At 65.6% G+C, this 25,301-nt stretch carries 22 protein-coding genes and 1 tRNA gene; 12 read left to right on the plus strand and 11 right to left on the minus strand.

The genetic code is table 11. The features are described 5' to 3' along the window. Positions 1-9 precede the first annotated feature (9 nt). On the plus strand, positions 10-1,437 hold the full coding sequence (locus tag ACZ1JS_RS03930; RefSeq protein ID WP_465167806.1) for a sulfatase family protein: 1,428 nt from the start codon (positions 10-12) through the stop codon (positions 1,435-1,437). Here ACZ1JS_RS03930 and ACZ1JS_RS03935 read toward each other — a convergent pair. After that, positions 1,412-2,380 carry a LysR family transcriptional regulator gene (locus ACZ1JS_RS03935; protein ID WP_465167807.1) on the minus strand — a complete coding sequence of 323 codons (969 nt, stop codon included), beginning with the start codon at positions 2,378-2,380 and terminating at the stop codon, positions 1,412-1,414. The genes ACZ1JS_RS03930 and ACZ1JS_RS03935 overlap by 26 nt on opposite strands. Positions 2,381-2,575: 195 nt before the next feature. Between ACZ1JS_RS03935 and ACZ1JS_RS03940 the strand changes: the two genes are divergently transcribed. Genes ACZ1JS_RS03940 through ACZ1JS_RS03990 form a run of 11 tightly spaced genes read left to right on the plus strand, consistent with a single transcriptional unit; the run spans position 2,576 to position 13,906 of the window. After that, entirely contained in the window at positions 2,576-4,048 is a 1,473-nt protein-coding gene (locus ACZ1JS_RS03940; protein WP_465167808.1) for an aldehyde dehydrogenase family protein, read from the plus strand. A 14-nt stretch (positions 4,049-4,062) separates the two neighbouring features. After that, on the plus strand, positions 4,063-4,950 hold the full coding sequence (locus tag ACZ1JS_RS03945; RefSeq protein WP_465167809.1) for a DODA-type extradiol aromatic ring-opening family dioxygenase: 888 nt from the start codon (positions 4,063-4,065) through the stop codon (positions 4,948-4,950). Further along, entirely contained in the window at positions 4,950-5,858 is a 909-nt protein-coding gene (locus ACZ1JS_RS03950; RefSeq protein WP_465167810.1) for a fumarylacetoacetate hydrolase family protein, read from the plus strand. The genes ACZ1JS_RS03945 and ACZ1JS_RS03950 overlap by 1 nt, the downstream gene beginning before the upstream one ends. Beyond that, on the plus strand, positions 5,855-6,799 hold the full coding sequence (locus ACZ1JS_RS03955; protein ID WP_465167811.1) for an MBL fold metallo-hydrolase: 945 nt from the start codon (positions 5,855-5,857) through the stop codon (positions 6,797-6,799). The genes ACZ1JS_RS03950 and ACZ1JS_RS03955 overlap by 4 nt, the downstream gene beginning before the upstream one ends. Then, the gene (locus tag ACZ1JS_RS03960; RefSeq protein ID WP_465167812.1) at positions 6,796-8,196 is read left to right on the plus strand and encodes an FAD-binding oxidoreductase; all 1,401 of its coding nucleotides are present in this window, start codon (positions 6,796-6,798) and stop codon (positions 8,194-8,196) included. Before ACZ1JS_RS03955 ends, ACZ1JS_RS03960 begins: the two co-directional genes overlap by 4 nt. Beyond that, a complete protein-coding gene (locus ACZ1JS_RS03965; protein WP_465167813.1) occupies positions 8,193-9,632 on the plus strand; it encodes an aldehyde dehydrogenase family protein in 1,440 nt (479 codons plus the stop codon). Before ACZ1JS_RS03960 ends, ACZ1JS_RS03965 begins: the two co-directional genes overlap by 4 nt. Continuing rightward, the gene (hpaH, locus tag ACZ1JS_RS03970) at positions 9,632-10,444 is read left to right on the plus strand and encodes a 2-oxo-hept-4-ene-1,7-dioate hydratase (RefSeq protein ID WP_465167814.1); all 813 of its coding nucleotides are present in this window, start codon (positions 9,632-9,634) and stop codon (positions 10,442-10,444) included. Before ACZ1JS_RS03965 ends, hpaH begins: the two co-directional genes overlap by 1 nt. Next, entirely contained in the window at positions 10,441-11,238 is a 798-nt protein-coding gene (locus ACZ1JS_RS03975) for an aldolase/citrate lyase family protein (protein ID WP_465167815.1), read from the plus strand. The genes hpaH and ACZ1JS_RS03975 overlap by 4 nt, the downstream gene beginning before the upstream one ends. Continuing rightward, on the plus strand, positions 11,239-12,198 hold the full coding sequence (locus ACZ1JS_RS03980; protein ID WP_465167816.1) for a ketopantoate reductase family protein: 960 nt from the start codon (positions 11,239-11,241) through the stop codon (positions 12,196-12,198). Between the two features lie 32 nt (positions 12,199-12,230). Further along, complete coding sequence (locus ACZ1JS_RS03985; RefSeq protein ID WP_465168625.1) at positions 12,231-12,980, plus strand: electron transfer flavoprotein subunit beta/FixA family protein; 750 nt, start codon at positions 12,231-12,233, stop codon at positions 12,978-12,980. Further along, a complete protein-coding gene (locus ACZ1JS_RS03990; RefSeq protein ID WP_465167817.1) occupies positions 12,977-13,906 on the plus strand; it encodes an electron transfer flavoprotein subunit alpha/FixB family protein in 930 nt (309 codons plus the stop codon). Before ACZ1JS_RS03985 ends, ACZ1JS_RS03990 begins: the two co-directional genes overlap by 4 nt. Positions 13,907-14,339: 433 nt before the next feature. Here the strand turns inward: ACZ1JS_RS03990 and ACZ1JS_RS03995 are convergent, their stop codons facing one another. The 10 genes from ACZ1JS_RS03995 to recJ form a co-directional block, all read right to left on the minus strand. Then, complete coding sequence (locus ACZ1JS_RS03995; protein ID WP_126053282.1) at positions 14,340-14,882, minus strand: hypothetical protein; 543 nt, start codon at positions 14,880-14,882, stop codon at positions 14,340-14,342. An 83-nt stretch (positions 14,883-14,965) separates the two neighbouring features. Next, entirely contained in the window at positions 14,966-16,585 is a 1,620-nt protein-coding gene (gene tnpC, locus ACZ1JS_RS04000; RefSeq protein ID WP_465168626.1) for an IS66 family transposase, read from the minus strand. 69 nt (positions 16,586-16,654) lie between these two features. Next, positions 16,655-17,008, minus strand: a complete 354-nt coding sequence (gene tnpB, locus ACZ1JS_RS04005) for an IS66 family insertion sequence element accessory protein TnpB (RefSeq protein WP_126053281.1) — start codon at positions 17,006-17,008, stop codon at positions 16,655-16,657. Next, positions 17,005-17,472: an IS66-like element accessory protein TnpA gene (tnpA, locus tag ACZ1JS_RS04010; RefSeq protein WP_126053280.1), complete on the minus strand. Its 468-nt coding sequence runs from the start codon at positions 17,470-17,472 to the stop codon at positions 17,005-17,007. The genes tnpB and tnpA overlap by 4 nt, the downstream gene beginning before the upstream one ends. Before the next feature lie 303 nt (positions 17,473-17,775). Further along, the gene (locus tag ACZ1JS_RS04015) at positions 17,776-18,771 is read right to left on the minus strand and encodes a hypothetical protein (protein ID WP_465167818.1); all 996 of its coding nucleotides are present in this window, start codon (positions 18,769-18,771) and stop codon (positions 17,776-17,778) included. A gap of 315 nt (positions 18,772-19,086) precedes the next feature. Next, a complete protein-coding gene (locus ACZ1JS_RS04020; RefSeq protein WP_465167819.1) occupies positions 19,087-21,828 on the minus strand; it encodes a KGGVGR-motif variant AAA ATPase in 2,742 nt (913 codons plus the stop codon). Then, entirely contained in the window at positions 21,825-22,241 is a 417-nt protein-coding gene (locus tag ACZ1JS_RS04025; protein ID WP_465167820.1) for a hypothetical protein, read from the minus strand. The genes ACZ1JS_RS04020 and ACZ1JS_RS04025 overlap by 4 nt, the downstream gene beginning before the upstream one ends. A 130-nt stretch (positions 22,242-22,371) precedes the next feature. Next, on the minus strand, positions 22,372-23,268 hold the full coding sequence (locus ACZ1JS_RS04030; protein WP_465167821.1) for a DUF6538 domain-containing protein: 897 nt from the start codon (positions 23,266-23,268) through the stop codon (positions 22,372-22,374). A gap of 79 nt (positions 23,269-23,347) precedes the next feature. Next, positions 23,348-23,422, minus strand: a tRNA-Glu gene (locus tag ACZ1JS_RS04035). Positions 23,423-23,487: 65 nt separating this feature from the next. Continuing rightward, on the minus strand, positions 23,488-25,251 hold the full coding sequence (recJ, locus tag ACZ1JS_RS04040) for a single-stranded-DNA-specific exonuclease RecJ (protein WP_465167822.1): 1,764 nt from the start codon (positions 25,249-25,251) through the stop codon (positions 23,488-23,490). Positions 25,252-25,301 lie beyond the last annotated feature (50 nt).

Raw genomic sequence — 25,301 nt, forward strand, 5'->3', positions numbered from 1 at the left:
GGAGACGACGTGAGCAAAGGTACGACGAGGCGCGACGCATTGTTGCAATTTGGGGCGATGTCGGCTGCGGCGACGCTGGGCGGTACCGCGCAGGCGGCAAAGCGGCGGCGGCCGAACATCGTCTTTGTTCTCGCCGACGACATGGGGGTCGCGGACGTCGCCTGTTACGGCAGGCCCGACGTCCGGACCCCGGCCATCGACAGCCTCGCGCGCGATGGCGTCAAACTGCATCAGGCCTATGCGAACTCGGCCGTCTGTTCGGCCACGCGTACCGCGCTGGCGACCGGGCGGTACCAGTATCGCTTGCCGATCGGTCTGGAGGAGCCGCTGGCCGGGACCAGCGGCAATATCGGGCTTCCCGCCGATCATCCGACGCTGGCGTCGCTGCTGCGCGGGGCGGGGTATCGCACCGCGCTGATCGGCAAATGGCATCTAGGCGAGCTGCCCGACTATGGCCCGCTGAAGAGCGGGTATGAGGAATTCTTCGGCTTTCGCGGCGGTGCACTCGACTATTTCTCGCACAAGGGCGCACGCGGGCAGGACGATCTGTGGCGGGGCGATCGCAAGGTCGATTCACCCGGCTATCTGACCGCGCAACTGGGGCGCCAGGCGGAGGATTTCATCGATCGCAGCGCCAAGCTCGACCGGCCGTTCCTGCTCAGCCTGCACTTCAACGCGCCGCACTGGCCGTGGGAAGGTCCGCAGGACGAGGCGGAGGCGAAGCGGATCGCCGGCACCGGCCTGCGCCATCTGGATGGTGGCTCGACCAGGACCTATGTCGAGATGATCGAGGCGATGGATGCCGAGGTTGGCCGGGTTCTCCAGGCACTGACCCGCAACGGCGTTCGCGACGACACGATCGTCGTCTTCACCAGCGACAATGGCGGTGAACGCTTCGCCGACACCTGGCCGTTCAGCGGACAGAAGACGGAATTGCTGGAAGGCGGCCTGCGGGTGCCCGCGCTGGTATCGTGGCCGGCTGGGCTGCCGCGCGGCCGTGAAAGCCATCAGGCGTCGATCACCATGGACTGGGTGGCGACGCTGTTGTCGGCGGCGGGGGTCGCGCCGGACCCGCGCTATCCGCTCGACGGCATCGACCTGCTGCCCGCGCTGCGCGGTGGCGCTCCGCGCAGCCGGACACTCTATTGGCGGTACAAGGCGAACCACCAGCGCGCGATCCGCGATGGCGACCTGAAGTTCCTGAAGATCCTCGACAACACCTATCTGTTCAACGTCGTCGACGATCCGCTGGAGCGGGCCAATCTCAAGTTACGGCAACCGGCGGACTATGCGCGGCTGGTGGCGATGTGGAAGCAGTGGAACGCGACGATGCTGCCCGAAATCGATCGTAGTTTTACCGAATCGGTGCCGGCCAAGGACCAGGCCGACCATATCGGCTCGGGACCGGCGCTTAAGACGGCGGATCGGGACGACTGATCGCCGCGGCGGCCGGGTCCTCGACGATGATGCGCTGCGTATCGTCGGGCGACCAGCCGCGAATATGATCGGCAAAGGCCGTCGCCCAGGGGGACAGCCGCCGGTCCTGCGGCCGATAGAGCGTCATCGCCCGGATGATGTCGGGCTCGGTCAAGCGGCACTGGACCAGTCCCATCAGGCTGGCGAGCCGCCCGAGATAGGCGGGGCTGCAGGTGAAACCCAGCCCGGTCGCCGCGAGGCCGAGGGCGGTGGTGACGTTCTCGACGATCTGGGCGGGCTTGATCGCCGCAGCCACGGGTTCGGGCAGCAGCGGCAGGACGCTGTGTTCGTGATCCCGCCCGGCGAGGAACAGCGTCCAGCGCAACGCCTCGCTCCAGGGCAGGCTTTCGTGCCGGGCCAGCGGATGGCTGGGTGCACACCATGCGACCCAGGGGCTGGGGAACAGCCGCTCGGCTACCACCTCGGGAGAGGCGAGCCGGTCGGGACCCAGCGCCAGGTCCGCCTCGCCATTGGTTACGCGGTCGGACAGCCACTCGACCCCGGTGTCGATGATGCGAACCTGTACGCCCGGCTGCACCATGACGAACGACGCCACGAGGCTGGGCAGGATCTCTGCCGCGACCGTCAGCGGCGCGGCGACCCGGACGACGCCGATCGCTCGGTTCTTGATGTCAAGCGCGAGGTTGGCGGCAGCCTCCAGCTGTCGTTCGATCGCGATCGCCATGGGCAGGAACTCGCGACCCTCCGGGGTCAGAACGACCTTGCGCGTCGTCCGCTCGAACACCGGGAATCCGAGGGTCGCCTCCAGTTCGGCGATCTGGTTGCTGATCGCGGAGGCGGTGAGGTTGAGGCGCCGTCCGACTTGCGTGAAATTGCCGAGTTCGGCCGCGCTGATGAAGGCACCGAGCTGACGAAGCGTCAGGCGTTGGGAGATTTTCATCATCGCTTTCTCAATCGTGCATCGTGATGCGTCAAGTTCATCAATTGATCGTCGAGGCCGTCCTTCACGGGTTAGCGCCGTGTTGCCGTTCGCGGTCCGGCGCTTTCCAAGATTATCAAGATTTCCTTGATGAATTCCAACTTAGTTCCGTTTCATTGTAAAATGCCGTCGCCCTACCCTTGGTGCAAGGAGAGGCTGATGAACGAATGGGTTCATATCGCGGAGACCAAGGTCTCCGCCTTGCACTATATCGATGGGACGCGTGTCGGTTCGACCGACAGCTTCTCGATCTTCTCACCGATCGACGGACGGCCGCTGGGCGACATCGCGCAGGCCGATGCCGAGACGATCGGCCGGGCGGTCGCGGCCGCCGAGCGGGCCTTCCCGGCATGGGCCGCACTCGGAGCGGAAGGGCGCCTGCCGTTCCTGCTGCGCTTTGCCGAGGAGATCGCCGCGCGCAGCGAGGAGATGGCCACCGCGGAGGCGAATGACGCGGGCGTGCTGATGTCGCGGCTGCGCCACGGTCTGGTGCCGCGCGCCGCGCTCAACATCCGGTGGTTCGCCGAAGCCGCGCTGACGCTGCAGGACAAGGTGATCGACACCAAGCAGGCGCGGCATCTGGTCCGTCACGATCCTGCCGGCGTGTGCGCCATCATCACGCCGTGGAATTCGCCGCTGATGCTCAGCACGTGGAAGGCGGGACCGGCGCTCGCGTCGGGCAATACCGTCGTCGTCAAGCCACCGGAATGGGCGCCGCTGACCTGCTCGCTGCTGGCCGATGCGGCTGAGGCGGCGGGGTTGCCCGCCGGGGTCTTCAACGTCGTCCAGGGGGCGGGCGCCGTCACCGGCGCAGCTCTCGTCGCCGATCCGCGGCTGGCGCGGATTTCCTTCACCGGATCGGTCGCGACGGCCAAGTCGATCGGTGCGGCGGCGATGGCCAACATGGTGCCGTGCAGCCTTGAACTGGGCGGCAAGTCGCCCTTCATCGTGCTGGCCGATGCCGATCTGGATGCTGCCGCCGCGACGGCCGCGCTGATGTACCGCAACGCGACCCAGGTCTGTCTGGCCGGTACGCGCCTGCTGGTCCACCGGGACGTACGCGACGCCTTTGTCGAGAAGATGCGCGCCGTCGTCGAACGCCTGTCGATCGGCGACCCGCGCGACGATGGTACCGAGGTTGGGCCGATCATCCACCCGCGTCAGCTCGACAAGGTCGATGGCTATGTCACCCGCGCGGTGGCGGCAGGTGCCGAGGTGCTGTGGGGGGCGGAGCGGCACGAGGCCGGGGATCTTTATTACGCGCCCACGCTGCTGACCAACGTCGCGCGCGATGCCGAGATCGTTCAGGAAGAGGTCTTCGGCCCCGTCTTGGTGCTCCAGACCTTCGCCGATGACGACGAGGCGGTCGCGCTGGCCAACGACACCGTCTACGGCCTGGGTGGCGTCTGCTACGGGGACGAGCCCCACGCCATCGCGATCGCCGAACGCGTGCGGACCGGTTTCATCTGGGTCAACTCCTTCGGTATTCGCGACCTGGAGGCCCCGTTCGGCGGGCGCGGACAATCCGGCATCGGCCGCGAAGGCGGTGCCTGGAGCTTCGAGTTCTTCTGCGACGTCAAGGATGTCGTCGTTCCCAAGCAGGCTTTCGTCGCCAGCTTCAGCCACCGATAAGACAGGAGTCCGACATGGGTGAGATCGTCGGTGCGGCATTGGTGTCGCACCACCCCGGCCTGATGCAGGACGAGGATTTCCGTATCAAGATGGGCAACGGTGCCGATTCCGACCTGATCGCGGGCTTCGCGCGGCTGCGGGAGCGGATTGCGGCGGTGCGGGCGGATACGGTCGTGATCTTCGACAGCCACTGGTTCACGACCGGATACCATCTGTTCGACGCGGGCGAGCATTATCGCGGCGTCTACATATCGGACGAGATGCCATGGTATCTCCACGACCAGCATTACGACTATCGCGGTGCGCCCGCACTGGCCCATGCCGCGCAGCAGGTGGCCGAGGAGCGGGGCATCATGGGCCTGGCGACCGCCGCGCCGCTGCTGCCGCGTCACTATGGCACGATCAACGTCGTCAATGCGCTGAAGCTCGACCAGAAGGTCATGACCGTCAGCAATTGCCAGAACTGCAAGAGCGAGCATTTCCTGGAGTCGGGCGAGGTCGTCGGCGAGGCGATCCGGCGTAGCGGGGACCGGGTCGTCCTGCTCGGCAGCGGGACGCTCAGCCACAAGTTCAACGGCATCAACTGGCAGCAGAAGCACCCGCGTATCTATCATCCCGACAATGTCTCCAGCCAGGAGAATGTCGCCAGCGACCGCGAGGCGATGGCATTGTTCGAGCAGGGTCGTCACGACGTGATCGTCGACCGTTTCCCGACCGTCTATCGCAAGATCCCTTGGGAGGGCCTTGGCGGCCATTATCTCCAGATGGTCGGAGCGATGGGCGGGCGGGAGTGCCGGGTCCGGGGCGAGGTGCTGTCGGATTACGAAAACGCGCGGGGCACGGGCAACGTCCATATCTGGTTCGATCCGGCCAATGTCGCCGATGCGCGGGAGGCAGCGTGATGAGCGTTCTGAACGGACCCCGCGTCGAACGGCGGCGGGTCATCGTCGACGGCAGCGCCTATTGGGGCACGATGGAAGGGGGCGGCGGACTGCGGCTGGACGACGGGCGGACGGTCGATCCGGCGCGGCTCGTCCATCTGCCGCCCTGCGCGATCCCGCCGTCCAAGATCATCGCGGTGCATCTGAGCTATGCGTCGCGCGGCATCGAGACGCGCAACAATCCCAAGCCGACCGAGACGCCGACCTATTTCACCAAGCCGTTCACCAGCCTGAACGGCCATAACGGCCAGCTCGTGAAGCCGGACGGCATCCGCTACCTCAATTACGAGGGCGAGTTCGCCGCGATCATCGGCAAGACGACGCGCAACATCCTGCCCGAAGAGGCGTGGGACCATATCGCCGGTTTTGCCCCCGCGCTCGACATGGGTGCGCAGGACTTCCGCGACACCGACCAGGGGTCGATGCTGCGGGTGAAGGGCATGGACGGCTTCTGCCCGATCGGGCCGGGGATCGTGTCGGGCATCGACCCGCGTAACGAGACGCTGCGCACCTATCGCAACGGCCTGCTCGTCCAGGAGGCATCGATCGGCGACGAGATGGTGTGGGGCCCCGATTACATGATCGCCGACATCGCGCGGTACATCACGCTGCTGCCCGGTGACATTGTGCTGACCGGCACGCCCGCCCATTCCCGCTCGATCGATCCGGGCGATACGATCGAGGTGGAGATCACCAATATGGGCCGGTTGACCAACCGGGTCGTCGGCGGTCCGAAGCCGCGTGCCGACGGGATCGGTCATCCGCCGCTCGACACGCCTGAGGTGCGCCGCGTCGCACTGGGCTTTGACGAGCGGGTGCGGGCCGACTTCCGTGAAAATTACCGTGCAGCGGCGAGGAGCGGGGAATGAAGGCGATTCTGGCACTGGCGATGGTCGCGCAGGCGGCGGCGGTCCCTTCGGGCGGGCAGACGGGGACGGACCATCGCGCCATCGCGCGGGGGATCGCGGCGCGCAGTGGTTTCGAGACCACCTATGCGCTGCAATGCCGGACCGAGCAGGGTCTGCCGCCGCAGTTGCGCGATCGCGGCGTCCCGCCGCCGACCAAGTTGTTCGACGACCTGTTCTTCGTCGGCACCAATTCGGTGGGCGCCTATGTCGTGCGCACGTCGCGGGGGCTGATCCTGATAGATTCGCTGAACAACGCGGAACAGGCGCGTACCGTCATCGTGCCGGGCATGATCGCGCTGGGGCTGGATCCCAAGGCGCTGAAATATGTGCTGATCACCCATGGGCATGGCGACCATTATGGCGGGGCGAGCTGGATCGCGAAGACCTATGGCACGCGGGTCGTCGCGAGCGCGGTGGACTGGGACGTGATGGAAAAGGCCAAGGCGGGCGGGGCATCCCCCTTCGATCCCCCGCCGCAGCGGGACATGGTCGCGCGGGATGGGGAGGCGTTCCGGCTGGGCGATACGAGCATCCAGGTCGTCGCGACGCCGGGCCACACGCCGGGGACGCTGTCGTTCCTGATCCCGGTCCGATATCACGGCGTAAAGCACATGCTCGGCATGTGGGGCGGCACCGGCATTCCCGCCGAGGCCGCCGCACGGGCGGACTATATCCGCTCGCTGGATCGGTTCGTGGCGATATCGGCGCGGTACGGTGCGGATGCCGAGCTGAGCAACCACCCCTTTGTCGACGATGGCGTCGGCCGCATGGCGAGCCTGCGCGCCGCGCCGAAGGGCGACAATCCCTTCGTGGTCGGGCGGCAGCGTTATGCCGACTATATGGCCGTCATGAAGAACTGCGCCCAGGCGCGTGACGCGGGCGCACCAGGGCAGCTACCATGACGCTGCAGGCGCTTCGGTCGGCGTTTCGCGGCCGGATGATCGACAATGCCGCCGACATGGCGCCCTTTCTGGTCGACTGGCGCAAGCTGTGGCAGGGCGCGGCGCTAGCCGTGGTCCAGCCGGAGGATACCGCCGATGTCGCGGCCGTCGTGCGCTGGTGCGCGGAGACGGGCACGCCGCTGGTTCCGCAGGGCGGCAATACCGGCATGTCGGGCGGCGCGACGCCGGACGAGAGCGGCAGGGCGATCGTCCTGTCGCTGGCACGGCTGAACAAGGTCCGCGCGATCGACGCCGTCAACGATACCATCAGCGTCGATGCCGGCTGCATCCTGCAGCAGATACAGGCGACGGCCGAGGCCCATGGCAAGCTGTTTCCCCTCAGCCTTGCGGCGGAGGGTAGTTGTTCGATCGGCGGCAATCTCGCGACCAATGCCGGCGGTACCGGCGTGCTGCGCTATGGCAATGCCCGCGACCTGTGCCTCGGGCTGGAGGTAGTGACTGCCGACGGCGAGGTGTGGGACGGCATGACCGCGCTGCGCAAGAACAATTCCGGCTATGACTTGCGCGACCTGTTCATCGGGTCCGAGGGGACGCTGGGGATAATCACCGGGGCGGTGTTGAAGCTGTTCCCGGCCCCTGCGGCCAAGGTCGCCGCCTTCGTCGCCGTCGACAATCCGGCGCAGGCCGTAGCCCTCTTCGGCCATATCCGCCAAGCCGCCTATACCAACCTCACCGCCTTCGAGATGTTGTCGCAGACGTGCCTGGAGCTGGTGACGCACCACCTGCCGGGCACCCGCTCGCCGCTGGAAACGGCGGCGCCCTGGTACGTCCTGATCGAAATGAGCGATGCCGGGTCGGAAGATACCATCCGCGAGACGATGGAGGGCCTGCTGGGATCCGCGTTCGAGGCGGAGCTGATCACCGACGCGGTGGTCGCCCAGTCGGTCGGGCAATCGGGCGACTTCTGGAACCTGCGCGAGAACATCGCCGAGGCGCAAGGGGCGGAGGGCAAGACGATCAAGCACGACATCGCGCTGCCGATCTCCGCCATCCCCGCCTTCCTCGGCGAATGCGACGCCGCAGTGGCGGCCCGCTGGCCCGATGTCCGGTTCGTCGTGTTCGGCCATCTGGGCGACGGGAACCTGCATTACAACTTCTCCCCGCCGCGCGGCGGGGACCAGGCGCTGTTCGTGGCGCAGCAGGATGAGATCAACCGCGTCGTCCATGACTGCGTCCGGTCGCACCAGGGAACGATTTCCGCCGAGCACGGGCTGGGGATGCTCCGCCACCGCGAGGCCGATCGCTTCCGCACGCCCACCGACCGGCGTTTGCACCACGCGATCAAGGCGGCGCTCGATCCGCAAGGCATCCTCAATCCCGGAAAGCTGTTGCCATGAGCGATTGTCGCAGCCTCGTAGCCGGGGAATGGATCGCGGGCACCCCGGTCCCCAACCGCAACCCCTCCGATCTCGACGACGTGGTGGGCGAGTTCCACCATGTTACGACGGCCGATGTGGAGCGCGCGGTTGCGGCGGCGCGCGACGCCCTGCCGCTGTGGTCCGGGATCGGCGTTCAGGCCCGGCTTGAGATCCTCGATACGGTCGGCGCCGAGATTCTTGCGCGTCGCGACGAACTAGCCGACCTGCTGGCGCGGGAAGAGGGCAAGACACGGCGCGAGGCACTCGGCGAGGTGGTGCGCGCGGGCAACATCTTCCGCTTCTTCGCGGGAGAGGTCGTACGTGCGGGCGGGGAATATCTGCCATCGGTACGGCCCGGCGTGGATGTGCTGGTAAGTCGTGAACCGGTAGGCGTGGTATCGGTCATCGCGCCGTGGAACTTCCCGATCGCGATCCCCGCATGGAAGATCGCGCCCGCGCTCGCCTTCGGCAATTGCGTCGTCTTCAAACCGGCGGAACTGACGCCCGGCTCCGCCTGGGCACTGGCCGACATGCTGCATCGCGCAGGCGTGCCCGCAGGTGCGTTCAACCTCGTCATGGGCAAGGGGTCGGTGCTCGGCCCCGCCCTGATCGGCGCGGGGGTAGATGCGGTCAGTTTCACCGGGTCGACCGGTGTCGGTCGTGGCATCCTGCGGGATGCCGGCGCGCGGGGCGCCAGGGTCCAACTGGAGATGGGCGGCAAGAATCCGCTGGTGGTACTGGCCGATGCGGATATCGACGCGGCGGTCCGGTGCGCGCTCGACGGCGCGTTCTTCGCGACCGGACAGCGATGCACCGCATCGTCGCGACTGATCGTCGAGGATGCCGTCCACGACCGCTTCGTCGAGGCGCTGCGCACCGCGATGCGGGTGCAGGTGGTCGGCGATGCGCGTGATCCCGCCACGACCATCGGGCCCGTGGTCGACGAACGCCAGCTGGCCGTCGACCGGCACTATATCGACATCGCGAGCAACGAGGGTGCCGTGCTGGTCGAGGGCGGAACGCTGGTCGAGTGCGACATGCGTGGCCACTTCCTGGCGCCTGCGCTGTTCACCGACACCACGCCCGCGATGCGGATCAACCGCGAAGAGGTGTTCGGCCCCGTCGCATCCGTCATCCGGGTGTCGGGATATGACGAGGCGCTGGCCGTTGCCAACGATACCGAGTTCGGCCTGTGCGCGGGCATCTGCACCGCCTCGCTCGCAAAGGCGACACATTTCCGTCGTTCCGCCCAGGCGGGCATGGTGATGGTCAACCTGCCGACGGCGGGGGTCGACTATCATGTTCCCTTCGGCGGACGGAAGGCGTCGAGCCACGGACCGCGCGAGCAGGGACGCTACGCCGCAGAATTCTACACCATCGTGAAGACCGCCTATTTGGCGGCGGAGGCCGTGTGATGACGGGATCGATCGACAAGGACATGATCGAACGGATCGCCGAGCAGTTGGACGACGCGGAGCGGACGGGCAGCCAGATCGGTCTATTGTCACTCGCCCATCCGGCGATGACGATCGACGACGGCTATGCGGTGCAGCAGGCTTGGGTGGCACGCAAGATCGCGCGCGGAAACCCGACGATCGGCCACAAGATCGGGCTGACAAGCCGCGCGATGCAGCGGGCGGCCGCTATCAGCGAACCCGATTACGGCGTGCTGCTGGAGGACATGCTGTTCCACACCGGCGCCACGCTGAGCATGGAAACCTTGATCGTGCCGCGGGTGGAGGTGGAACTGGCCTTCATCCTGAAGGATGACCTCAGCGGCCCGCATTGCAGCCTGTTCGATGTTCTGCGCGCGACCGAATATGTGACGCCCGCGCTGGAGATCATCGACGCGCGTGTCATGCGCGCCGATCCCGCGACGGGCACGACCCGCAAGGTCGTCGACACGATATCGGACAATGCCGCCAACGCGGCGATCGTCCTGGGCGGCAATCCGGTGAAGCCCGATGCGGTCGACCTGCGCTGGGTGTCGGCGCTGATCCATCGCAATGGCGGGATCGAGGACTCGGGCGTCGCCGCTGCCGTGCTCAACCATCCGGGCAATGGCGTCGCGTGGTTGGCGAACAAGCTCGCCACGCGTGGCGTGTCGCTGAAGAAGGGCCAGATCGTTCTTGGCGGCTCGTTCACCGCGCCGATCGACGCACGCGCCGGAGATGGCTTTCACGTCGATTACGGCCCGATGGGCTCGATCGCGGTGCAATTCGCATGAGGGTGCCGGACCTGGTCAACCGCTTCAAGCGCGGCCTGTCAGCGGAGCGGGCCCAGATCGGCCTGTGGCAGGCGCTGGCCCACCCCTATACTGCCGAAATCTGTGCGACCGCAGGGTTCGACTGGCTGTTGTTCGATGCCGAACATGCACCCAACGACGTGCCAGGCCTGCTGGCGCAGTTGCAGGCGGTGGCCGCCTATGGTTCGCATCCCGTCGCGCGCCTGCCGAACCATGATCCCTCGCTCATCAAACGCTATCTCGACATCGGGTTTCAGACCCTGTTGTTCCCCTATGTCGAAAGCGCGGCCGAGGCGGCGGCGATCGTGCGCGCCACGCGCTATCCTCCGCACGGTGTTCGGGGCGTGGCGAGCGGGTTGATTCGCGCGTCGCGCTGGAACGCGATCCCCGATTATCTCGCACGCGCCGACGCGGAAATCTGCGTGCTGGTGCAGATCGAAAGCCTTGCCGGACTGGCGGCGGCGCGCGAGATCGCCGCCGTCGACGGGGTGGACGGCCTCTTCATCGGCGCGGTCGATCTGAGCGCCGCAATGGGGTTCGTCGGGCAGCCGGCCCATCCGGAGGTCATCACCGCCGTCACCGACCTGATCGCCGTCGCACGGGAAGCGGGCAAGGCAGCGGGAACCCTGACTCTCGACGAGGAGCTGGCGGCGCGCTGGATCGAGGCCGGATGCCGCTTCGTCGCGGTCGGCACCGATGTTTCGCTGCTCAGAAGCGCGGCCGCCGGACTGGCACGGCGCATGGGCTGCGCGGACAGCGGGCAGGGGGGGTATTGAATGCGGATCGCAATCGTCGGGGCCGGTGCGATCGGCGGATGGCTGGGCGTCCGGCTTGCCGCCGCCGGGCATGATGTCGGGGTGCTGGCACGGGGAGCGACGCTGGATGCGCTGCGGTCGCGACCATGGCGTCTCGATCACGCCGAAGGCCGCATGGAGGCGATGGTTCGCGCCAGCGACGATGCTGCCGACCTCGGCCCGCATGACCTGGTAATCCTGGCGGTCAAGGGGCCCGCCATCGCGTCCGTCGCAAGTGCCACGGCGGCGCTGCTCGGTGCCGATGGCGTGCTGTTGCCCGCGATCAACGGCGTCCCCTGGTGGTTCACCGACCTTCCCGCCGGGCAATTGGGTGCGGTCCGGCTGAAGAGCATCGATCCGGACGGCACCATCGCACGGCATCTGCTGCGGGATCGGGTCGTGGGCGCGGTCGCGCATGTGTCCGCGCGCATCGTCGAGTCCGGTGTCGTGCAGCAGGTTGCCGGTAACGGGCTGATCGTCGGAGAACCGGCCGGTGACGCGACGGCGCGGGTGGCGACGATCGCCGATGTGCTGAAAGACGCCGGCATCGACACGACCGTCTCCGGCCATATTCGCCGCGACGTCTGGTACAAGCTGTGGGGCAACATGACGATCAATCCGATCGCTGCACTGACCCACGTGACGGCCGACCGGATCCTCGACGAGCCGCTCGCCGAAAGCTTTGTGCGGCGGATCATGGGTGAAGCGCAGGCTATCGGGGCACGGATCGACTGCATCATCACCGAAGATCCTGCGGCCAGAAATGCGGTGACGCGCAAGCTCGGCGCGTTTCGGCCCTCGATGCTGCAGGATGTCGAGGCGGGGCGTCCCCTGGAGACCGATGCGTTGCTGGAGGCGCCGCGCGAGATCGCGCAACTGGCGGGTGTCGATACGCCCTATCTCGATGCGCTGATCGCCATGATGCGACTGGTATCGTCCTGACATCGGCCAGCAAGCAAGACGGAAGAATCGTGATGAAAATATTGGTGCCGGTCAAGCGGGTGCTCGACTATAACGTAAAGCCGCGCGTGAAAGCGGATGGCTCGGGCGTCGACCTGGCGAACGTCAAGATGAGCATGAACCCGTTCGACGAGATCGCCGTGGAAGAAGCGATCCGGTTGAAGGAGCGCGGCGGCGCGACCGAGATCGTTATCGTGTCGATCGGCGAGCCCAAGGCACAGGACACGATCCGCACCGCGCTGGCGATGGGCGCGGATCGCGGCATTCTGGTGACCGCCGAAACGCGCGTCGAGCCACTGGGCGTCGCCAAGATCCTGGCGAGGATCGTCGGGGAGGAGCAGCCACGGCTCGTCATCCTGGGCAAGCAGGCAATCGACGACGACAATAACCAGACCGGCCAGATGCTTGCCGGGCTGCTCGGCTGGGCGCAGGGCACCTTCGCATCCCGCATCGAGATTGCGGGCGATACCGCGACCGTGACCCGCGAGGTCGATGGCGGGCTGGAGACGAACGCGCTGACGCTGCCCGCGATCGTCACCGCCGACCTGCGCCTCAACGAGCCGCGCTATGCCTCGCTGCCCAACATCATGAAGGCGAAGGCCAAGCCGCTCGTCACCCGAACGGTGGCCGATTACGGCGTCGACGTAACCCCCCGGATCACGACGCTGAAGGTTGCCGAACCCGCCAGCCGCGCCGCGGGCGTGAAGGTGGCCGATGTCGACGAACTGGTGATGAAGCTCAAGGCGATGGGAGTGGCGAAATGAGGACGCTGGTCTGGGTCGATCATGACGGGTCGGCGCTCCGGGACGCCACGCGTGCTGCGGTGACCGCCGCGTCGCAACTGGGCGAGGTGCATCTGCTGGTCGCAGGCCAGGGCGTCGACGGTGTCGCGCAGGCGGCCGCCGCGATCGCAGGTGTCGGCAAGGTCCTCGTCGCCGACGATATGGCCTATGCCCATGCGCTGGCGGAGAATGTGGCGCCGCTGGTGGCGGGTCTGATGGGCGATCACGACGTCTTCCTCGCCGCGGCCACCACCACCGGCAAGAATATCGCGCCGCGTGTCGCTGCGTTGCTCGACGTGATGCAGGTATCGGAGGTGCTGTCGGTCGAGGGACCGGATACCTTCACCCGGCCGATCTATGCCGGCAATGCTATCGCGACTGTCCGATCGTCCGACGCGAGAAAGGTGCTGACGATCCGGGCCACTGCCTTCGACAAGGCGGCGGCCATGGGCGGCGACGCGCCGATCGAGCCGGTGGCGTTGCCGGGTGCGCAGGGCCTGTCGTCCCATGTCGCGTCCCAGATCGCGGCCAATGCCCGCCCGGAATTGACTAGCGCCAGGATCATCGTCGCGGGCGGTCGCGCGCTGGGCTCGGAAGAGCAGTTCCATGCCCTGATCGACCCGCTCGCCGACAAGCTGGGTGCGGCCGTCGGCGCGAGCCGGGCGGCGGTCGATGCGGGCTATGCCCCCAACGACTATCAGGTCGGCCAGACCGGCAAGATCGTCGCGCCGGAAGTCTATGTCGCGGTCGGTATCTCGGGCGCGATCCAGCATCTGGCGGGCATGAAGGACAGCAAGGTCATCGTCGCGATCAACAGGGACGAGGACGCCCCGATCTTTCAGGTCGCGGACCTGGGTCTGGTCGGTGACCTGTTTGCCCTTGTGCCGGAATTGTCCGGCAAGCTTTGACACGACGCCTTGGTCGCGAATGCGGGGATCGGCTGGCCTCGGCCGGATCGCGCGTACTGATTAAGCGGAGGACCTGACGCCGGCCCATCTCGCCCCGCAGATGCGGCGGCAGTTCCTTGTAGAGATAGTAGATGCCGGTTTGGGGATCTTTCTAGGGTGTGATCATCCGTACCATGCGCTTCTACATCCGTTCGCCATACCTGCGGACGGTGAAGCTCGCGTGTATCCTGGAGTTCCGCGCTTCGATGCGAAGCTGTGAGCCAGATTGGACACATCTCGAACTTTTTCAAACAGCCTTCCGTTGAGGCGCGACAGATTATCGAAGCATCCACGGCACTTCGTGACGAAGCAGCATGATGGGCGTGTTCTTGGAAGTAGCCCGTCCGTTTTTCGGTAAAGCTGGTGGCAGTAAGCGTCCGGCGAGCCCCGTTCCTCACTGCTTATGGGGTGGCGACGAGCATCCGCTTTGGATCGAGAGCAGAGCGTTCAAAGCTGCCGAAGCCGCAGCCCTGAACGCCGGTGCGAGCGCGACCTTTTCCTTCGGCACAATGACACCGATAGCCCAACCTGGTTCGAGGAAGAGCAGGTTGTCGGTTGGAAGGATGTTTTCCTCGGAAAGCTTACCGTACCCAGCTTGAGAATCAAACTGGATGGCCCTCCCGCCGAATACAGCGAGGTTCATCGACATCTGATCGGCTTCACTCATGCCGCGGTAATAAGACGGTTTGCCTGGCTGTTTGGCGTTTCCGCGGACCAGTTCCGCACCAGCCTCGCTGATGGGCTCGGCTCGATAGCTGGTGGAAGGATTGCCGTTGATGGCCGGTACCACGCTGGGGTCAGAAACCTCGAAGAACAACCCGCGAAGCCTGCCGACTTGATCTTCCTGATGGAAGAAGTTGGTGATGGTTCGCCCGCCTGGAACGGACAACGGTGATTTGCAGCCGATGAAGAGCTTGTCAGGGCGCTGTTGAGGCACTTGGGGCGCGTTAGGCGAGCAACTCACGGTCACGGCAAAGACTCCGATGAGTACGGGGAATAGTCGGTTGCCGCGGGAGTTGCTCATACGTCTTTGTTGCTCCAGGTCCACGGTGTGAGTTCGCTGATGCGGTTTGCAGGATGTCCGTCGGCGATGCGGGTGAGCACGTCGTGCAGCCAGGCTTCGGGGTCAACGAAGTTGAGCCGTGCGGTCTGGATGAGCGTGTAGATCCCCGCTGCGCGCTCACCGCCCTTATCCGAGCCGGCGAACAGGTAGTTCTTGCGGCCGAGCGCGACGGGACGGAGGCAGTTCTCGGCCCGGTTGTTGTCCGCCTCCAGCCGCGCGTCGTCGCAGAAGCGGGTCAGCGCCGCGCGCCGCTTGACCGCATAGCGGATGGCGTCTGCCAGCGCGCCCTTGCCCGATATGCGGCGCATGGTGTCCTCGGCCCAGTTGAAGAAGCCGTCCACGCCCACCCTGACGACCTGGCTGCGGTCGAGCCGGTCCTCCCGCGGCAGCCCGCGCCCGAGCTCCTCCGCCTCGTACATCAGGTCGATCATGCTGACGCCGGTGCGCGCCGTGGTCGAGCCGGTCGCCTTCCACACGTCGTAGATCTTGCGCCGGACATGCGCCCAGCACGCCACCTCGACGATGGGGCCGGGCTGCCGGCGTCCATCGTACAGCTGGTCGTAGCCCGTATAGCCGTCGGCTTGCAGGAAGCCGCTGAACCCGGCGAGATGCGCGCGCGGTCGCTCACCCTTGCGGTCGGGCGTGTAGAAATACGCCGCTGCCGGTGGGCCGATGCCTTGCCAACCCCGATCGTCGCGGGCGTAGACCCATAACCTGCCGGTCTTGGTCTTGCCGGTGCCCGGCGCCAGCACAGGAACCGGCGTGTCGTCGGTGTGGATCTTGTCGGCCGCGAACACGTGGGCGCGAATGTGGTCGACAAGCGGCTGAAGCAGCCAGCTGACCTGGCCTACCCAGTCCGCCATGGTCGAGCGGTCGAGGTCGACGCCCTCGCGAGCGTAGATCTCCGCCTGCCGGTAGAGCGGAAGGTGGTCTGCATACTTCGACACCAACACGTGCGCGAGCAGGCCAGGACCTGCCTTGCCGCGCGGGATGGGCAGCGCCGGTGCGGGTGCCTGGGTAATGGCGTCGCAACGTTGGCAGGCGAGCTTGGGGCGGACGTGGCGCACGACCTGGAAGCGGCCAGGCACATACTCCAGCACCTCGGTCACGTCCTCGCCCAGCGCTGACATGTTCCCGCCGCACGCGCCGCAGCCGTCTGCCTGCGGGGCGGCATGGACGACCTCGTGACGCGGCAGATGGTCGGGCAACGGCAGGCGCTTAGGCTTGCGCTTCTCGCGGGCGGGTGGCGGCACGCCGGCGTCGGCAGACGCACTGGTCGCCTCGGCCTCGACCGTCTCCAGCTCTTCCAGCCGCAGCTCCAGCTGCTCGATCTCGCGGGAGAGCCGCTCGGACGACTGGCCGAACTGCATGCGCCGGAGCCGTGCCAGCTGAACCTTGAGCTTCTCGATCTCCAGCGCGGTCAGCTGGATGGTCGCCTTGGCCGCGCGCAGCTCGGCAACGGTGCTGGCCAGCTCCGCAGCGGTGGTAACGCGGGCCTGCTCGATGGTCGCCAGCTGGTCCTGCAACGCCTGTGCGAAGGCGCGCAGCTCGTTCGGGTCGGAGGGAAGATCGACCATCGCCAGCGACATGGCACATCCTACCACCGGCCCGACTCACGCCAAGCGAAAAGAACGAAAAAGCGCCGCTTACACGAGGGTCGGCGCGGTCACCGGGGCCGGCGCCACGGTCCGCCGCCAGTCGATGCCCTCGATGAGCAGCGCCAGCTGCGCGGGGCTGAGAACGATGCCGCCGTCGACCAGCGGCGGCCACACAAAACGGCCCTTCTCCAACCGCTTGGCGAACAGGCACATGCCCGAGCCGTCCCAATACAGCGCCTTGAAATAGTCGCCGCGCTTGCCCCGGAACAGGAACAGGTGGCCCGAATACGGGTCGCCGTTGAGAACCTGATGGGCGAGCGCGCTCAGCCCGTCGAAGCCCTTCTGCATGCTGACCGGCTTGCAGGCGAGATATACCTTGGTGCCCGGCGCCAGCGCTATCACGACGCATGCCCCAGCGCCCGCAGCACACGGGCGAGCGCCTTCTCGTTGACGTAGCTGTCGACCGACAGCCGCACACCGGTCGGCAGGTCGATGTCGATGCTGCCCGGTCGGGTTCCCGGATGCGGCCGGACCAGGTCCTCCGCCGGCGCGGCAGGCAGCGACGGCTTAGCAGGCGGTGGCGCGTGTACGGTCGGCACCGGCGACAGCGCTATAACAGGCTCGGGGCGAGCGGCGTCCGTTACCACGCCATAGGGGATGAACTGCAACGGCTCGCTGGCGATGCTCTCCGCCTTCCGCTGCGCCGACCGCCAGTTGTAGATGAGGCTCTCGGCAATGCCGAGCTGCCGCGACAGCTCCCGCACTGTCACGCCCGGCATCGACGCCTTGGCAACCACCGCTGCCTTCTCGGCGTCGCTGTAGGTTCGCCGGCGCTCCGTCCGAGTGATGACCTCCATCCGCTCCATCTCCTGACCTCCTTCTGGACTCCAGAAGGAGACCACCACAGGTCTGGACATCAACGGCTATGCCGCGCGCGACAACACGCGGCTCACCGGACGCTTACGGTGGCAAGCGGTCCGCCCGCTTTCTGGCGGTCGGCTGGGGTATGGTCTGCGTCGACAATCGCCATGAACGAATGGTGGCTTTGGGGAGAGATCAAGGTGATCGTGCGTAGGGTGACGCGTTTGGGGCGAAGATAGCCTTCGTCGAGGGGACGCGTGCTGAACTGACGGCGCTGGAGGCGAGCGTCCGCAAATGCGAACTCTGAGCTAGCCGCCTCGGGCTACGAAACCATCGAGCCAGCGATTGCCTTCGAGCGATTCACTAAATGGGCGCCGGCGGGAGATGCCCGCAGCGCCATCCTTTCCCCACCGATTATATTGCGACAGATCGTCGAGCAGCGGATCAAGCCAGTGATGGCCATGGTATTGGAACTGGCGATGCTCACCATGCTGGAAGGCCTCGTTCAACTCCGGCTTGTCGTCGCGATAGAAGAGGAAATCACTGGCATAGACCTGCGTGATCGCGTTCAACCGCTCCACCTCTTCGGCCCCGAGCCGCAGCGTTACGAGACGCGGCTCAGTCGGATATTGCATCGGCGACATATAGACGATCGTCGCCGTAGGTAGGATCGGCAGGACCAGCTTAAGCCCGGAGTTGAGCGCATCTTGCGAAGCCGGGAAATTGTGCAGGAAACCATCGCCGGCGATGAACTCTCTCTCGTCGCTGAATAGAATCGCCCAGCGGCCTCGCATCATGCGCTTGCGATAGGCGTCGTAGAGCCCGCGCTGATTAGCTGCGATCAGCGTCTTGTCGGCGGTCGGATCGGCCAAGCCGAACTCGCGCCGGTAATATTCGGTGGTACGTTTGATCGAAGCGCGAATGCTTGGGCTGCGGGCAAGCAGCGAAGCGGCGACACGGGCGATCTGTGCCGCGCGTATCTCGGGGAGCGGCTGCGGCAGTATCCGGTCGATCATCGGCTGGTCGGGCGACGTCAGCGAAGCCTCGATCGTCGCCAACCACTGCACGAACGCGGCCATCTCATTGTCGGGCTCGTTGAAGATTGGCTCGAAGGTCGAATCCCACGGCCCGCCCATCTTCATATGGTGAGCATTGGTGATTGCGCCGAAGGCACCCGGCGGCGCGCGGTGCACGGTTCTGTTCGGCCGGATCACCGAAACCATGCCATCACCCGCGGCCCAATGGTCTGCGAGCGTTCGCGGCCACCAATGGTGCAGCTCGGTCTTAAGCGGCTTCTGCGTCATGGCCGTAAGCTGGGGGTAAAGCCGGTCGATGTCGAGACGTCGTGGATGAGAAGGTCCGCGCTGCTGGACGGGCTTTTAAGGCGCAGGCTGCTCTGTGAACGAATGTTTGGTTCTGGAAAAAATTACCATGCCGCTCCGACGTCCGAACTTGGGTCAATGCCAACGCGAAGCTGCCGACAGCTCCCGACCAACTCAAGTCGTTTCAGGGCGCGGGCGCGAATGGCTGCCTTTGCCGGAACCCGCCATTCCTAACCCGTTGCTCGGGCCGGCGGCCATGCGCCCAAAGTCAGCCGTCCCCGCATTCCAGCGCGTCTCCTATGGTCGCTTTCGCGCGCGGTTGTAGAGGTTCACAACGCTTCGCCTCGCGCCTGCGTGCTTCAGGCCCAGCCCCCGCCGGAAGAGTTCCGGCACTTCGTAGGGAGGTTTATCACCAAAGATGATGCCGTGGCGGATAAGCGCTGCGAGTTCTATATCCGTGAGCCCGAGCTTATCCACGACCTCTTGGCTGAGCGGAACGGCAAGTTCATCGGCCTGGGATTTAAACTTGGCGAAGGCGGGCTTGAGTTCGCCGATCTCCTCCTCGGTTTCTTCTACCTTCGACGTGCTTGTGGATTCAACCGCCGTCCGTAGCGAGCGGGGAGTCAACAAGCGTCCAGCATAAAGCGCAATTTCATCACCCTCCGGCGATACAGCTGCCGCGCTGGCGAGAAGACGGACCAGATCGCGGGGCACGAGGCGCCCACGCAAATCAGAAAGGACAGCGACGATCCAAGTGGCGGTGTAGGCTTCCCGTGTACGTTGGCCGGGCTTGTCATCAGGACCAAGCTTGGTACCCCAGAGCGGCTCAAGTTTCGACGCGCGTTCCGCGGAGGAGAGATTTTGAAAGTCCGCGTCCCAGAGGTCGGGGATCGCTCTCGACTGCGATGCGAGCCATGCGGCGAGTTCTAGGACATCGTCTTCAGTCCAGGTAAGCGCAAAAGCGGCATATTCGCGCCTGAATTGATCGAGGTTCTGACGGATCGCGGCCTCGACGGTGTCTCGGCGTACAAAGGCGATCATCCCGATCGGCCGACGTAATTCGGACCGGAGCTTCTGGGGAAGCGAGATAAGGAGAGCACGCATCGCCAATTCGACACCGGGGTCGACGACAGACGAGTAAAGTTCCTCTAGGCCTTCGAAGACGGCCACGATCGAGGTCGAACCGGTGCGAAGCACGTCGAAGAACGCTTCGCCTGCCCCTTCGATTTTGGCTTTGTAGCCAGCGCTCCACGCAATCACATCGAGCCAGACTGATACCCAATTGCTTTCGGTCAGATTGCTCTGGAGCTTCTCCTTAAGATAGCTCGTTGTCTCGAAGATGTTCAGCGGCTTGCCGAAACCCAGTTTCGCGGCAACGGCATCGCGGGCGTCGTCCACCTCCTTCTGCAAGACGGCACTCGACTGGATCGATGCGGTGATCGGAACAACCGCAGCGGAAATAGCATTGTCACCGCCGACCAGATCCGCGGCTACTTCGCGCCAGTTGCCTTTCGAGACGATGAAACGTGCTGCGAGCGTCTTGCCAGTGCCCTTTGCGCCTTCCGCGATCGCGATCGGCACCTCGGATTTGTACCGCGAAGCTAGGGCCCTGAGCGGCTGAGTGACCAACGGACGCGGCACGGCCCCTTGGACATTCTCGGCCGCGATCAGCTGGTTAGCGAATGCGCTCAGTGCCTGACGCCCATCGGCGACTGCCGGGTTTGGTGCATCCGGCATATAGGGATCCGGCAATGCCCCGAATGACAATTCGGTAGCGACAAATTCTTCACTGCCATTTGCCAAGGCACGCGAAAAACCGCTGCTGCTGAGTTGCTCGACGAAGTCGCGCCAATTCCCGGTAGGCACTTGGATGTCGGGAAGTTCCGGCACGTCGACTTGGATAAAGGGCTGGATGTCCAAGGCACTAGCGAACAAATCTTCGCCCGCACCGATCTCAACCGAGGCATCGCTGACAAGGGAATTCAGCAGCTCGATGGTCAACGGCTCGGTAAGCTTCTTGTCCGTTCCAGTCTGTCGGAAGAGGACTGGAACGCGATTGACGACCAGCAAAGGTCGACGAGGCGCTGCACCATTCCTGCGAAACTCGCGCGCAAGAAAACTGACAAAGCCCGTCGTTGCCTTGATCGACTGGTCGGCCAAGGTGGTGACGAAAATCGGCGAGACGTTCGGGTCCATTGCGAGGTTAACGCCGATCGGGACCAAGCCGGCCCGTACATCCACGACGATCCCCGCGACGCCGAGATGGGCCGCAACACCAGAGAGCAGATCGGCGAGTGCGAACGGCCGCTCCGGCGTAGAAAGATGCTCCGGCCGGATTGACGAACTTGCCAACTCTGCGATGTCACGCCGCAGTGGCAGAACAAAGATATTGCCTGGCAACAGATGGTCGCGAAGCCGTTCGGCAACGAACTGCGTCGTCTCTGGCGCGCCCTCGGTCTCTTCGGCATGCGCCAGGGCGATCAGGTCTTCTAAGGACGTCTTGGGGTGCCCGGCAAATGCCTCGAACAGGTAGCTGATCCCCGGCGCTTCAAGGTCCGCGTCGACGAGCAAGATCGGGCGCCCGTTGGTTGCGGCCCAATGGAGGGCGAATGCGACAGCAGTCGTGGTGCGGCCTGTGCCCCCCTTGACGCTCAACGCCGCCGCGATCGGGATCTGTCTCTGCGAACCCTGCGTTTCGGCTGGCCGGAAATCGATCCATCCATCTACCACGCCGAATGGTTGTCTCGATGTCTCCTGATTAGTGACGATTTCGACGTCTACCATCAGATCGCCGGCCGACTGGCCGCCCTCGAGTTCGATCCGCAGCGGATCCTGTTTGATCCGCGAGGGGAACAGCGTTTCGAGCCCAGCGGTGAGTTGCGCGGTATCTACAGTTGCGGTGGCTTCGAACAACAGGCCGAACCAGCCAACGCGCGCGCTCGCGATACCCGCGGGTAAGGGCGACTGAGCGGGATCGATACCTGCCAGGCAGCGGGCAACGTCAACCCATGTGACCGGGGAATGATCGGGAGTACTCATCGGTTTTTCTTACACCATTCCAGCAAGGATTTTAGCCAGTCGTAGATTGCGTTCGTATCCTGGATTTTCTCGCCGTAGCGCCACGCCTCGTGGAGGACCGCTGGCGTCCCATTCAGTCCGAGCCGGACCGTCACCACTGCCGGCACGGGCTTCACGCTCGAACGGGAAATGTTCAGCGCCTGAACGAGTGCGACGATATTGTGGGAAAAGCTGCGCGCAGATCTGGCGCTGCCGCGCGCCTCATCGGTGTACTTCAAATTGTTCTGCAGCATGTATGCGGACTTGAGTCCACATTCGGCTGCATAGAATAACAACAATGCGGCAGAGTCAGAATCGTGCGGCTTTTCGCGCTCAGCGGAAGCGAAGAGCTCGTCTGATCGTCGACGTAGTGCCATTGCCGGAGGGTTGATCACGCAGCTTCCAATGCTCCTTGCCGCAGCGTGCGAATGGGATGCGGTCTCTCTATCCCGTAGCGACGGGGCGATGTCTAGAGACGTCCCGACGCGGTCGGAAGCGTTCCGCGCCATCGAACTGTCGCTTTGTCTAAAGCATTTCCAGCCTGCCAAGCAGGACAGACCTCTTTGAGGGGCGATGACACGGCTCGTCGCGATAATCCATCAGCATGTCGGAGGTGAAGGATTCGACCGGGATGTCGCCGAGATAGTCGATCAGATCCTCGGTCGCGCGCTCCACCTCGACATAGGATTGCGGCCTCGGCGCGTTCTCCTTGTTCCACAGCTGCAGCAGCTCGCGGAAGCGGAGGTCCGGTCGCAGCCGCGGCTTTACGGCGATGCGGCGGGGTGCAGCAATGTCGGCGCGCAGGCGCTCATTGTCCTCCAGGACGCGGGCGTTCCACGCCTGCATGATGAGGAGGTCGTTGGCCGGGATCCGCTTGATCGGCGGGGTCTGGTCCTCGAACACGTCGGCCAGAACCATGCCGCTGGCTTTCAGCCATTCCGCCGGCGGGTACATACGGACCACGTCGAGCCAACAGTCGCCGGGCACGGGCTGCCCACGCTTCGCCGCCAGTGCTTCCGGACTGTCGTCCATCGGTAGCCCGGCGAGGGGAAAGTCGGTGTTGAAGACACGGCGGGCGGTGTCCTCCAGCCACCAGACGAGACCCAGCGTGGGCCAGCGTGACCATCGACCCGACGAATGCCGGTTGCGGATGAAGTCGTCGACGGTGATCTTGGCCCGCTCGGGCGAGATTTCATCGGCGACCTTCTGCGCGGCGATCCGCGCTTCGGCGGCGGCCATCTCTTGTTCGAGCTCGGCATGGGCCAGGACGAAGAGCCGCTTGGCCTCGGCCGGATCGCGCGTCTTGAGCGAGCGGCGGACCTGACGCCGGCCCATCTCGCCCCGCAGATGCGGCGGCAGTTCCTTGTAGAGATAGTAGATGCCGGTCTGGGGATGTTTCCAGGGTGTGATCATCTGCACCATGCGCTTCTATACCCGTTCGCTATACCTGCGGACGGTGAAGCTGGCGTAAATCCTGGATTTCCGCGCCTCGATGCGAGGATGGTGACCCCTACGGGAATCGAACCCGTGTTTCAGCCGTGAAAGGGCCGCGTCCTAACCGCTAGACGAAGGGGCCGTGAAGGCGTGGACGGGCTGTTAGGGGAGGGTTGGCGATCGGTCAACACACTTTTGCATTTTTTATCAGTCCGCCCATGCCATGTCGTCGATGTGCAGTTCGGCGGCGGGGCGGCTGCCCCAATCGTCGAGCTTTGCCCGGCCCGCCAGCCAGACGCGGCGATGCGGCGGCGCGCCCAGCAGCGCGTGGCCGAGATCGGTCTCCGCCTGGCGAAACGCCACGCCCTTGAACCGGCGGCCGTCGTCGCCGGTCAGGATCGCGCGGACATGGCCGTTGCCGACGATGTCGGCCTTCACGATCCGGACCGGCCCGGCGGCGACGCGGGGCGAGGGCCAGCCCATGCCATAGGGGCCGCCCGCCTCCAGCGCCTCGATCAATGACGGGCTGATGCCGCCGGGGGCCAGCACCGCGTCGACCAGCAATGCGCGGTCCTCGCGGGCACGCTCCACCGGTTCGGCCATGCGATCGTGCAGGAAGTCGGCGAGCGCGGGGATCGCCGATTCCGCGACGGTCACCCCGGCCGCCGCGGCATGGCCGCCACCAGCGCTGACCAAGCCGAGTTCCTTTGCGGCGAGGATCGTCGCACCCATATCGACGCCGGGGATCGACCGGCCCGATCCCTTGCCGACGCCATGTTCGTCGATGGCGATGACGAGCACCGGCCGGCCGAGCTTTTCCTTCAGCCGCCCGGCGACGATGCCGATCACCCCCGGATGCCAGCCGCGTCCCGACACGACCACGCAGCCACGCGATTCCTGTGCGCGCACCGACAGGTCGGCTTCGGCCTGTACATCGCCCTCGATCGCGCGGCGTTCCTCGTTCAGCCGGTCGAGTTCGACCGCCAGCGCGCGCGCTTCCTCCGGGTCCTGCGTCGTCAGCAGACGGACGCCCAGATCCGATTTGCCGACCCGTCCGCCGGCATTGATGCGCGGTCCCAGCGCGAAGCCCAGGTCGGTACAGGTCGGTGCGCGCGTCAGCCGCGACGCCTCGATCAGCGCGGCAAGGCCGATATTGCGCCGCCCGGCCATCACTTTTAGCCCCTGCGCGACGAATGCGCGGTTCAGACCGCGCAGCTGCGCGACATCGGCGACGGTACCCAGCGCCACGAGATCGAGCAGGTCGAGCAGGCGGGGTTCGGCGCGAGACGCGAAAAAACTGCGCGCGCGCAACGTGCGCAGCAGCGCCGCGCCGAGCAGGAACGCGACCCCGACCGCCGCGAGATGCCCGTGCGTCGCGCCTTCGCCTTCATCCAGCCGGTTCGGGTTCACCACCGCCAGCGCCGGCGGCAACTGCGTCGTACATTGATGATGGTCGACCACCAGCACATCGACCCCGGCGCCCTGTGCGGCGGCAAGCGCATCGAATGCCTGCGCGCCACAATCGACCGTGACGATCAACGTTGCACCTTCGCCCGCCAGCCGCAGCATCGCCGGGGCATTTGGGCCGTAGCCCTCCGTTTGCCGATCGGGGATATAGGGGCGGGCGGTCAGGCCCAGGTCGCGCAACAGCCGCACCATCAGCGCCGCCGAGGTCGCGCCATCGACGTCGTAATCTCCGAAGATCGCGACCGGCTCGCCCGCCATCACCGCATCGGCGAGGCGTTCGGCGGCGCGGTCCATGTCGCGGAAGATCGACGGGTCGGGCATGAAGTGTCGGATGCTCGGCGTCTTGTGCGCGTCCAGACCTTCGCGCGGACAGCCGCGTGCCAGCAGGATACGGGTGACGAGGTCGTCGGCGACGAACCCTTCGTCGCACACATCGCCCTCCAGCCCCCGCCAGCGCCACGGCTGGCCGAGGATGGAGCGATGCACATTGAGTACGGAACGCATCGCCGCGATGTACTCTCTGCTGCCAAGGCGGTCCAGCGGGGCGCATCCCC

Source organism: Sphingomonas sp. BL-S-05 (genome assembly GCF_055521695.1).